Annotated in this window: 9 protein-coding genes; all 9 read left to right on the top strand. The window is 46.5% G+C overall.

The genetic code is table 11. The features are described from left to right. Nucleotides 1–673 precede the first annotated feature (673 nt). The 9 genes from AAEU32_RS15410 (at nt 674) to AAEU32_RS15370 (ending at nt 11,183) form a co-directional block, all read left to right on the top strand. Entirely contained in the window at nt 674–1,258 is a 585-nt protein-coding gene (locus AAEU32_RS15410) for a hypothetical protein (protein ID WP_421971424.1), read from the top strand. A gap of 15 nt (nt 1,259–1,273) precedes the next feature. Further along, nucleotides 1,274–2,542: a hypothetical protein gene (locus AAEU32_RS15405; protein WP_421971423.1), complete on the top strand. Its 1,269-nt coding sequence runs from the start codon at nt 1,274–1,276 to the stop codon at nt 2,540–2,542. Between the two features lie 39 nt (nt 2,543–2,581). Next, complete coding sequence (locus AAEU32_RS15400) at nt 2,582–4,021, top strand: coiled-coil domain-containing protein (protein WP_421971422.1); 1,440 nt, start codon at nt 2,582–2,584, stop codon at nt 4,019–4,021. A gap of 5 nt (nt 4,022–4,026) precedes the next feature. Further along, the gene (locus AAEU32_RS15395; protein ID WP_421971421.1) at nt 4,027–6,015 is read left to right on the top strand and encodes a PEGA domain-containing protein; all 1,989 of its coding nucleotides are present in this window, start codon (nt 4,027–4,029) and stop codon (nt 6,013–6,015) included. A gap of 133 nt (nt 6,016–6,148) precedes the next feature. Continuing rightward, nucleotides 6,149–6,919, top strand: a complete 771-nt coding sequence (locus AAEU32_RS15390; RefSeq protein WP_421971420.1) for a MotA/TolQ/ExbB proton channel family protein — start codon at nt 6,149–6,151, stop codon at nt 6,917–6,919. 6 nt (nt 6,920–6,925) lie between these two features. Beyond that, the gene (locus AAEU32_RS15385) at nt 6,926–7,993 is read left to right on the top strand and encodes a VWA domain-containing protein (RefSeq protein ID WP_421971419.1); all 1,068 of its coding nucleotides are present in this window, start codon (nt 6,926–6,928) and stop codon (nt 7,991–7,993) included. Further along, the gene (locus AAEU32_RS15380; RefSeq protein WP_421971418.1) at nt 7,990–8,946 is read left to right on the top strand and encodes a vWA domain-containing protein; all 957 of its coding nucleotides are present in this window, start codon (nt 7,990–7,992) and stop codon (nt 8,944–8,946) included. The genes AAEU32_RS15385 and AAEU32_RS15380 overlap by 4 nt, the downstream gene beginning before the upstream one ends. A gap of 96 nt (nt 8,947–9,042) precedes the next feature. Then, complete coding sequence (locus AAEU32_RS15375; RefSeq protein ID WP_421971417.1) at nt 9,043–9,738, top strand: DNA-3-methyladenine glycosylase I; 696 nt, start codon at nt 9,043–9,045, stop codon at nt 9,736–9,738. A gap of 17 nt (nt 9,739–9,755) precedes the next feature. Then, nucleotides 9,756–11,183 (top strand): protein adenylyltransferase SelO, encoded by a 1,428-nt coding sequence (locus tag AAEU32_RS15370; RefSeq protein ID WP_421971416.1) that lies wholly within the window; start codon nt 9,756–9,758, stop codon nt 11,181–11,183. The last annotated feature ends 12 nt before the right edge of the window (nt 11,184–11,195 follow it).

Below are 11,195 nucleotides of genomic sequence, written 5' to 3'. Positions count from 1 at the left end.
CGGCCCCGACTAGGCGTCCCCAACCGATGATAGTGTGGCATTTGCCATGTGAAAGTAGGTCATCACCAGGCTTCAATTTAAAGAAACCCGCTCTATGAGCGGGTTTTTTGCGTTTGGGGTTTAGCGAATCCACATCAGACAGTTTATACCAAGCTATAACTCTCGAATCGCTGAGCCTTTTATATAAGCGGTGGCACGGTTCAGAGTGGTTTCAACAATACGTCCCTGTAGCTTGGTTACATCGGTCATCCCTGACCTCACCTCAGTAAGCTGCGAAGCGGTGCTTCGGTCTTACTTCGCCTTATTCAAAGAAACCCGTTGCAGCAATGCAGCGGGTTTTTTGCTTTGTGGCGTTTAACGAATCTACATAAAACAGTTTAAACCAAGCTATAACTCTCGAATCGCTGAGCCTTTTATATAAGCGGTGGCACGGTTCAGAGTGGTTTCAACAATACGTCCCTGTAGCTTGGTTACATCGGTCATCCCTGACCTCACCTCAGTAAGCTGCGAAGCGGTGCTTCGGTCTTACTTCATCTTTATTATTAAGCGTAATTTCACACTTCAAGAACTAGCTTTATAAGATACGCTTACGTGTTCTAACAAAACCTTACAAACAATCATTTGCTAATTTGTTATAAAAAAAGGTAAATATACTAGTTGGTTAGGAAATACTATGAGTCTAGTAGTGCAGCTAAACAGAACAATCTATATCTATGCGCCATACATGCTAGTGGTTCTGCTGGTATGTGTATGCACGCCTTGGGCTCAGGCTAATGCTCCTCAGTATGTCTCGCCAAGTGTTGCGCATGATTGTACGGGGGTCGAAATAGCAGAAATTGATCCGGAATCGTTAACCAAAGAAGAGCGGATTCTACTTATGGAGAATGCGCTCCTAGACTCAGTGAACCGCTACAGTACGTGTTTGCAAAAAGTGCAAACAGAGATGGCGCAATCACAATCCCAAAGCGCGGGGCAAGATGTGAGTGAGGCTCAAGATGCTTCGAATACGCCCGCAGAGAATAACAGTCTCACTGCGCAGCGCCCTGCCAACGAGACTCACTCCACCATGGATAATGCGTCCTCTAGTGAAAAAGAAAAGCGTGAAATTGGTGCCGGCCGTGAGCAGCAGGTTGTAGCCCCCAAAGACAATGATTCAATAATTTGCACTATGCTCTATGAAGAAATTCAAAGAGAAACAAATGACGCAACGCGCGATGCGCTCATTAAGCAGTATAAAGACTACAACTGTACAAAGTAGTGAAGGTATAACGTTATGAAGCTAAGTGAATTAAATAAACTTTTAGTCTTGGTGGGCGTATTGATATTTGGTCTGAGCGCATGTCAGTCAACATCTACGTCACGTTCAGATATGTTAAGTGTTGGCCCTACTCCCGTCGGTCCACAGGCACCTTCAAGTTATGAGCCGAGCAAAAAACAGTACTCTGGGACGTTTTTAGATGTTGCGGTGCCCGTGTTTAATCCTGGTTTTCCTGTTGATAAGCGCACTGGTGATGTTGATTACGATGAGTTAGATGAGATGGATATTTGGCCTCAACTACGTCGTGCAGAAGCCAAGCGTTTTGCGGTGGAAACTAAACGTGCGATTGCCAATACTCAGGCGTTTGGTTCAGTGTCTGCGGTGCCAGATGCTAATACCAGTGCCGATCTTTACGTGCTCGGCACTATCTTGCACTCTGATTCTGAGGTCGTGCAATTAGAGGTCACGATTGTTGATAGCTCCGGCGAGCCGATAGATTCGAGAGAATTTGAGCATCAGGTTTCTAAGAGTTTTTTTCGTGACGCGCTAAATCAGGACAAAGATCCCTATGAACCCGTGTTTAATCAAGTAGCTGATTACGTGTACGAGTTGATGCGCAAGATACCTGAGTCGCAAAAGCAGGTAATTAAAAACACGACCCTTATCCGTTATGCAAATTACTATTCCCCTGAAGCATTTGGTGACTACCTTAAAGTGTCAATCGACAAAAAGAACGGGACTCGCTTTTACAAATACGAATTAAACGCCTTGCCAGCTGAGAATGACACCATGATGCAGCGTGTAGAAGTATTGCGTAACCAAGAAATGTTATTCGTTGATAGGCTACAAGATCAGTTTGATGCATTCCAAAAGCAAACCGACAATCCGTACCGAGATTGGCAAGAGGAGACGCTCCCTGAAGTGATCCGTGCTCGTGAAGCACTCTCAGAGCGAAATGCGAAGGCTGTACTAGGTACCATAGGTTTTATCGCCGCCTTAGCTTTGGGCAATAACAGCTCATCCAATTCAACGTCGGTTGCAAAAACGGTGGGCGCATTGGGCAGTGCGTGGTTGCTAAAAGATGCATATAAAGCGAATCAAAATTTACGTGTTGCCTCTGCGGTGATTGACGAAATGGGACAAGGGCTTGACCTGACGCTAAGCCCACAAGTGATGGAGTTTAACGAGCAAGAAGTAGAGTTATCAGGTACTGCAGCTGAGCAATACTTACAGTGGAAAGCACACCTAAAGAAAATGTATCAGTTAGAAACTTCAGCAAATTAGTAGTACAGGTTTAATTGATAACTGGATTGGGTCATACGAGTGTCAGAAAAACAGCAACAATCAACGCTAGATCAACAGCTTGAGCAACAACAAATTGCGCAAGAGACGCGAGTAAACCATCTAGTGACTATCATAGCCGTACTGGCTTTGGTTTTTTTGGGAGCCGCTGCTTTTGTGGTCTTAAACTCTGAGGATGCAACTGCGCCTGTAAACGTTGAATCGATTGACACAGACAGCGCGCCTGAGGATATCTCGGGTATCCGCAATCAAGTACAACAAGCGATATTAGAGTTTGAGCAGCAATACCAATCTTTGTTGAGCAATGAACAGGTTGTGGCATTTGCCCCGGAGCTTACACAACAGACTCAATATACGTTTGAATCTGCTCTACACGCATTCGCTCGCAGTGACTTTATAAGCGCGCAACAGCAATTACAAACGAGTACGCATTTAGCGCAACAGCTAAGTCAACAATGGATGCTGGCAGTTGATAGTTGGTTTGAACAAGCCGAAAGTGCGCTGAGCCAACAAAGACCACAAGAAGCCCAGCTTTACCTCGATAGGATGCGCAGCCTCAATGATCAAGATGAGCGCATCAGTACGTTACAGCTGCAAATTAACCAGTTTGATAGTGAGCAAGCACTGCAAAGGGCGTATGACACTGCTGTAGTAGAGCGCAATTTGCAAAAACAGGTGGAGCTGTTAGAACAGCTTGTTGCTTTGCAGGGGCAAGACAGTACTGCTGCGCAAAAGTTGGAGGTTGCCCAACAGACTCTAAGGCTACAACGGATCAGTGCCGTTACTGAGCAGGCGCACGTGGCGCTTCAGCAATATGACTTTGGCGGCGCACAAAATGCGATAAACCAGCTTAAGCAGTTACAAGCAAACACACAGACGATTACCGTGCTAGAGCAGCAGTTGCGCAAACAGCAGCGTCAACTAACTACTGAGCGTACTCGCGAGTTGGTGCTTGATGCCAGCGAGAAGCAACAATGGCAAACCGTACTCACGTTAGCTCAGAAATTTCTTCAAGAGGCTCCCGGCGACAGTACTATCACTGATCTCAAGGTGCGTGCTGAACAAGTGCTCAGCGCACACCGCACCCTCAATACATTTGCGCTACGCCCTGAGCGCCTGAGCGATTCAGGAATACGTGCGCGCGCCGAGCAGGCAATAACGCAAGCACAACCACTCAAGCAATTTTCGAGTGCATTAAGTACAGTCATAGATTCTCTCAAAAGTGAAATCGACTATTACACACGGCCCGTTGCAGTCACATTGGTATCAGATGAAAGCACGCAAGTGCATATTATAGGGGTGGAACAGTATGGCGCATTTGCTACCAAGCAAGTGTCATTGTTGCCAGGTAGCTACACGATTGAAGGGCGTCGTGCTGGTTATGTTACGGTGAAAAAGAATGTACAAGTCACGGGTGATACACCGATTACGTTTAGCATCGCCTGTACAACAAGGATTTAAGACATATGTCAGAGTTGGATTCACAATTAAAACAGCGGCAAAAGAGCTCCAGACTCCCTCTTTTATTGGGCGCTATGGCAAGTTTGGTTGTGGTGGTTGTTATTGTTGTTTATCTATTTGTGGTTAAAGGTCATGCAATTACGGTAATACCTCAAGATGTGCAAGAGTCGGTATCTGTGCGTATTGAGTCTGGCGTGGGCTTTGTATCAGACAATGTAGTTTATCGCTTCGGTGCGGATGTCACCGTTATTGTCTCAGCTCCAACTTATTTCGATGCTAAACAAAGAATTACAGATACTAGTGCGAGCGTAATTGAAGTGACGCTAACGCCAAAGCCGGGCATCCTAGTCGGCACAGTGTCACAGGAGTTGGGCGAGCATACTGTGTGGGTAGTAAATGGGCGTTTAGTGGCAAAAGGCGCACAAATTAGTGAGCCGTTGGAGGCAGGTGAATACCGCTTAAGTATCGAGAACCCTTATTTTCAATACGACGAGCAAGAGATAACGCTTGAGCGCGCAAAGGAAACTGTCATCAGCGCACAATTGCTGCCCATAGAGGGGGAGTTTAATATTACGTCAATCCCCCAAGGCGCAGAGGTTTATATTGATGGCGTATCGAAAGGTCGAACGCCTGTAGTGCTCGCCAGTGCGGGGGGGCGTTATAGCATTGAACTCCACAAAGCTGGCTTTGAGCCAACCATCGAGCAGGTGGACGTGACCGTGTCTGCCAAAAAGGTCGTGCGTGAATATCGACTGCAGCCGCAGCAGGCATTTTTAGATGTATCGGTGAGTCCTGAAGGGGGTCGCTTATTCATTGATGGCAATCTCGTGCAGCCGGGCACCTTATCTGTTGATGCCAATGCCATGCACACAGTGCGTTACGTTAAGCCGGGCTACTACAGCTTTAACTCCAAAGTTATCTTGGAGCCTAAAGAGAAAAAGGCCTACCCCATCCAGCTAAAGCCTGAGCAAGGCAAGGTGACTGTTACAAGTAACATTGATGCGGATGTATATATCAATGGCAAGGTGGTAGGTAAAACGCCAATCACGCAAACATTAGCCGCTTTGGAGCACGAGATAAAATTGGTGAAAGATGGCTATCGTACAGTTACTAAAAAAATCATCCCAAGTGCCAAGCACGCTTCACGTATTGATGTGACCTTATTGCGTGAGTTTGACGCCCGTCGCCAAGAAGGTCGGCCTTTGTTTATCTCTTCGCTCGGTATCGACATGCAGTTATTTAACATGAGCGCGTATACCATGGGCTCCCCAGCAAATGAAATCGGACGCCAACGTAATGAGTTTGCGGTGCGCGTTGATTTTTCTCGCCCGGTATGGGTTGGTAGGCATGAAGTAACGGAGGCTCAATATCATGCCTTTGACAATAGCGTGTCAAAGTCACAGTTACCTGTTACTAATATCAGCTGGATACAGGCGGCAAAATATTGTAACTGGTTGAGTGAAAATGAATCCTTGATGCCTTATTACCGCATCAGTAATAACCAGCTTGTTGGTATTAATCCTCAGGCGCGTGGTTACCGTTTACTGACAGAAGCTGAATGGGAGTGGTTAGCGAAAAAAGCCAACCGAGCAAGTGCCACGAAATATGTCTGGGGTAATAGCGAACGTTTACCCAAACAAGTCGGTAATTTTGCGGATGAGACACTCAAATCGAAACAGCCATTCTATTTTGATGACTACACAGATGGCTATACCGGCAAGGCTCCTGTAGGAAGTTTTCGAGCCGATAAAGCAGGTCTGTTCGATTTGGCAGGAAACGTGAGCGAGTGGGTGTTTGATGCAAGCTCTTATGTGACCCCAGATCTTAATAAGGTGCACTTTGATTATCTTGGCCCAGCAGCAGGGGGTAACCGTCTCGCTAAAGGCAGTCATTATCAATCTGGCAGAATGCAAAGTCTTCGCAACGCACTGAAAATTGTTCCTGATGGACCCAGTGAGACCATCGGCTTTCGCATTGCACGATATGAGAGGTAACAATGAAACGTAAATATCTCGTGATTGCTATATTGTTAATTCTTGGATGTGGCCTTGGCACCGCGGCGATTGCTGCAAAAATTAGTCTCGACTCGCCCGCTACTTTCCCCGTTGATATATAAGGATGTCATAGATGGCTACTGATAATACTCGCATGAACCTGCCGCCGTTAGTTTCTATGGCTGTATTTATTGCTACCGTAGTAGTGGTTCACCTTATTTATCAAGGGCTCATTCGCCCCGCGGCAGAGGCGGCTATTGCTGCATATGGTGCTGGTGCAACGGCTAATGTATGGGTCATTTTAAAAGATGCAGAGCAGCAGGCATGTGTCACGCTGGGCTTGTTTTGTTTAATACTGATGAGCTACAAATATTACCGTATTGTATCTAAAGAAGAGCCAGTATTTACGTTTGATTACCTCAAAACTTTCCCAAAAGATGAACCGCTTGATGTCGATGGCGCACTGGCATATTTAGAAGAAGGTGAAAGTGCGAAAAATAGTTCGGTAGCGACTTGGATTAACTGTTTACGTCGTTACAAAAACACCAACAATGTGCAGCATGCCGCCGATGCAATTCGTGACAGTGTGGAATCGTTAGGAGCGCAACTTGAAGCCGGTAATGCCATGATCCGCTATTTTATCTGGGCCATCCCCAGCATCGGCTTTGTGGGGACGGTCCGCGGCATTGGCTCTGCACTGGCTAAGGCTGAAGAAGCTGTAGCCGGAGATATTGCAGGCATGGTTGATAAGCTCGGGGTTGCTTTTAACTCTACCTTGGTGTCATTACTGCTTTCTATCTTATTGATGTACGTGTTGTTTCATTTGAATAATCGCCAAGATGAAATGGTGCTCAAGACAAAAAACAACTGTGAGACCCATCTACTGACTCATTTGCATAAGTAACCGCGTATGCAAAAGCGTCGCACGGAAGAAGGGTTCAACTTATCATTTTTAGACGTCATGGCCTGTGGCTTAGGTGCGGTATTGATGATCCTTATTGTGGTCAAGTTTCAAGCCAGCACTGATGCACCAAGCACGGAAATTGAACGCTTAAAACACGAGCTGGCCGCCACACAACAGCAAGCACAGAGCTTGCAAAAAAAGGTCTCTATTGCACAACAGTCATTTGCGCAAACAGATGCCCAAAACAGTGATACACAACAGCAAATTGCAGCCCTTGAGCTTGTGCAACAAGCAACTAAGCAAGCGTTAAGTGAACAGCGAGCAGTGGTGGCTGATTTGGAATCAGCCGTTGCGGCAGCAGCACCATTGCAGGTCGATGATCCTATTCAGTTACAAGGCACGGGTGAAGAAAATTACTTACTAGGTTTGAAAGTTGAAGGGCGGCGTATTGGCATTATGATTGATGCCAGCGCATCGATGACCGATGAGCAGCTGATTCAGATTATCCGCCGTAAAATTGGCCCAACAGCCCAAAAACAGCAAGGGCCCAAATGGCAGCGCACCAAGCGTGTAGCTAAATGGATGCTTGCACGGGTGCCAAAAAATGCGCAAGTGAGCGTGATTAGCTTCAATTCCTCAGCACAGGTGTTGGGTAATCGTCCAGTAAGCTCTGCCAAGGTGCAAAGTAGCTTACAGGCAATTGTTAATGACATCGATGCCTTGGTACCACACAATGGCACCAACTTGTATGGCGCATTACAAACCATGCGCAGTACGTTTGCCGATCTTGATGCGTTGTACATCATCACCGATGGTTTACCTACCATGCTTAGTGCGGTGCAAGGCTTTAGAGAGACTAAAACCTGTAAACCGCTGACGGGAAATATGAAAACCATAGATGGTGATTGTCGTGCCCGCATTCACCAGTTCAGCATTGCTCAAGTTGCGCCAAAAGTACCTACGCATATTGTGCTATTGCCTCTGGAAGGTGACCCCTTAGCACCTGCCTTGTATTGGAACTGGGCGAATAACACCGGTGGTACCATGATCAGCCCTGCGCGGAGTTGGCCATGAAACGCAAAGAGCCTATCGAAATATTTAGCCTATCTTTTTTGGACATCATTTCGTGCGCATTTGGGGCGGTGGTGATGCTGATTCTCTTAGCAAAAAATGGTGAACAAGACGAGTATCGACAAGACTCCCCAGAGGTGAGCCAAGTAGCCACCCTGATCAAAGAGGTCAATACTTCACAGCAAAATGTGGTGCAATTAGAACAAGCATTAAGTGCAGCACAACAGCAGCTTGCAGCGGCGCAAGCTGTGTCTGCAAGTAATGCTGAGCAAAAACAAGCGCTCGAGACGCAAGTGGCGCGAGCTAAAGATAATGTGCAACAGCTTACTGATGCTGCAACAGGGTTAGAACAAACCTTGCTCGAGCGTGAGCGTGCGGCTATTAACGCGGGCAATGCGCAATCTCGTGATGATGAAGTAGGCGGTATTCCTGTTGATAGTGACTACGTGGTATTCATTATTGATACTTCAGGGTCAATGAAAACCATGTGGCCTCGGGTGCTAAATACGCTAGATGAAGTCCTTAACAATCACCCCAAAGTTGAGGGGTTTCAGGTGCTTTCTGATAATGGTGAAGTGTTGGGAGGCAGTGCTCTAGGTTCGTGGCGTAAGGACTCAAAAGCGCAGCGCTTAGGCGTATTAAGGGGCTTGCAAGGATGGAATGGTAGCTCCAATAGCTCTCCAGTAGAAGGTATTGAGGCGGCACTGAGAGCGTATAGCCGCTATCAAGGGAAGATGGCTTTGTATGTGTTTGGCGATGACTTCACGGGAATCAGTTATGACAGCACATTGGCACAAATCAACAGGTTAAATCGTAGCGCTTCGGGGGCATTGATTGCGCGTATTCATGCGATTGCGTTTAAGCGTAATATGGGCGCGACGCCTGATATGGTGAAGTTTTCTACCTTGATGCGTGAGGTTTCGCGGCACAATAACGGCACCTTTATGGGGTTGTAGTTTGATCCACTCGCATGTTGCCAAGGTATAACCTTTTTTGTCATTACCGAAAGCATGTTTTAATGTGCTTCGTACTTTCAAGACATTCAGCAGTTTATGGAAAAATATCAGTCTATTTATCAGCGCGCGTTAGAGCGAAATGGCTCAAAGGCGCAGCTTGAAGCCTTGCTCAATAAACCTCGAACTACCGCTGAACTCAAACAGCTAACCGATGATGATTGGCTGGAGGAGTTTACGAGAAAGATTTTTCAAAGTGGTTTTTACTGGTCTGTGATTAATGCCAAGTGGCCAGGATTTCGCGAAGTATTCTGGGATTTCAATGTAGAGAAATTGCTGATGATGCCGCCTGAGATGCTTGAACAAAAGGCCAGCGATGAGCGCATTGTCCGTAATTTTAAAAAAGTGCAGACCATTCCTGAAAACTGTTTAATGATTTTTGAAACTGCTCAAGAACATGGCAGTTTTGCAGATTTTGTTGCTAATTGGCCAGTCGAAGACATCACGGGCTTATGGCTATACTTGAAAAAGCATGGATCTCGCCTTGGCGGTAATACCGGATCGTTCGCTTTGCGTGCTCTGGGCAAAGATACCTTTGTGTTGTCTCGTGATGTCGAGGCGTACTGCCGAGCGAATGAAATCATTGATGGTGGGCTACACTCAAAACGGTCACTAGATGCAGTTCAGGCATTTTTTAATGACCTTCAGCAGCAAAGTGGTCGCACATTACAAGAGCTGAGCAAGCTTGTTGCCTACAGTGTGGGTGATAACTATGTCGGCTTTGAGTCCAGCTAAGGACAACAAGGATAGCTATGAAGCTAGATAACCCCTACCAGAGAGTCTCTGGGCTTTGTCACGAAGCCAAGGTGCAAGATTTTACAGGCACACATATTGTGTTGTGGAACACACCATTAGCGCAGCAGTTAGGGTTGCCAGAAGATGAGCTTACTAAGGCGCAACTTGCAACAGGGCAAGCGCACCCACATGCATTCGCATTAGCCTACGCAGGGCATCAGTTTGGTAACTACGTGCCTTTATTGGGTGATGGCCGCGCACACCTGCTTGGAGCAGTAGCAGGCAGTCAAGGACAAAGCTGGGATATTCAATTAAAAGGCTCAGGGGCAACCCAATTTTCACGCGGTGGCGATGGCTTATGTGGCATTGGCCCTGCGGTGCGTGAATTTATAATGAGCGAGGCTTTGGCTGGCCTCAAGGTACCCACTACTCGCTGTTTAAGTGTTGCTCTGAGCGGTGATACCGTAGTGCGTCAAAAGCCTAGTGCGGGGGCGATAGTTAGTCGCGTTGCAAGTAGCCATATCCGTGTAGGTAGCTTTCAGTTTCTAGCAGCGCAACAAGATATTCAAGCGCTAAGGGAGCTGGTTGATTTAACCATCTCTCGTCACTACCCTCAATTAGCTCAGTTGCACGCAGATGAACAGCTTTTAGCGCTATTTTCAGCCGTCATGGATAGGCAAATTGAGCTGATAGTCAGTTGGATGCGTATTGGTTTTATTCACGGTGTGATGAATACCGATAACACCTTAGTCAGTGGCGAAACAATTGATTATGGCCCATGTGCGATGATGAGCCAGTTTGACTTTAATCGAACGTTTAGCTCAATCGATCGTCACGGTCGTTATGCCTATGGTAATCAACCCCAAATAGCGAGTTGGAATTTGGCGCGTTTTGCTGAGACGCTCATTGATTTATTTACTGCACCTCAAGAGCAGGTGGTCGAGCAGTTAACACAACGCTTAAGCCAATTTGGTGAGCTGTTTAATACTAAGCTCAAAACTATGTGGATGCACAAACTTGGGTTAATGAGTGACGATGAGCACGTAGATGAGCTCATCAATGAATTACTCGTTGCTATGCAGGAGCAACATTTAGACTTTACCAATACGTTTGTGGAGCTAACTGCGTACTGTAAACAGCAAAAAGATGCTTTAGTGGAAATACAAGCGCCGCTGGTGGAATGGTTGCGTAAATGGCAGGGCGTGGTTGATCAGCATCTTGAACAGAGTGCCGCCTTGATGAGTGTGAGTAACCCGCAGGTTATTCCGCGCAATCATCAGGTAGAAGCCATCATCGAGGACTTCGAGCAACAAGGTTACAGTGATAAACTCGCGCCATTATTAACTGCGTTAAAAGTGCCTTATTCTTTGCAAGAAGAGCATCGTTATTTACAACAGCCGCCGGCTTCGAATGATGAAGACTACCAAACGTTTTGTGGTACCTGATGTTATTAGCAA

The organism is Pseudoalteromonas maris, assembly GCF_049257235.1.
Classification (GTDB): Bacteria; Pseudomonadota; Gammaproteobacteria; order Enterobacterales; family Alteromonadaceae; genus Pseudoalteromonas.
This window is presented reverse-complemented; position numbering and strand designations above follow the sequence as displayed.